General features: G+C 60.9%; 1 protein-coding gene. It reads left to right on the forward strand.

Annotated elements, in window-relative coordinates:
- The first annotated feature begins 102 nt into the window (after positions 1-102).
- Positions 103-177 (forward strand): 50S ribosomal protein bL37, encoded by a 75-nt coding sequence (locus SB689_RS23715; RefSeq protein WP_369758845.1) that lies wholly within the window; start codon positions 103-105, stop codon positions 175-177.
- Positions 178-253 lie beyond the last annotated feature (76 nt).

The raw sequence follows: 253 nt of genomic DNA on the forward strand, positions 1-253 counted from the left end.
GGTTACGCCGGCTATAAACCTAGCGCAGCACCTTGCGCCCGGGCGATTCTGACCAACGGCAGGCTTCGTGTCACAATGGAGCGCTGTCGAAAGGAGACTGCCATGGGAAAGCGTGGACGCAAGAAGCGGGCTCGCAAGAAGAATGCGGCCAACCACGGCAAGCGCCCCAACGCCTGAGCGTTGAGGCCCTTACCGGGTTTGGATCCCTGGCAGATTCGTAAGTGAGGTTCTATCCCCGCGTGTCGCGGACGAT

This window comes from Chryseobacterium sp. SIMBA_038, from assembly GCF_046535115.1.
In the GTDB taxonomy this organism is placed as follows: domain Bacteria; phylum Bacteroidota; class Bacteroidia; order Flavobacteriales; family Weeksellaceae; genus Chryseobacterium.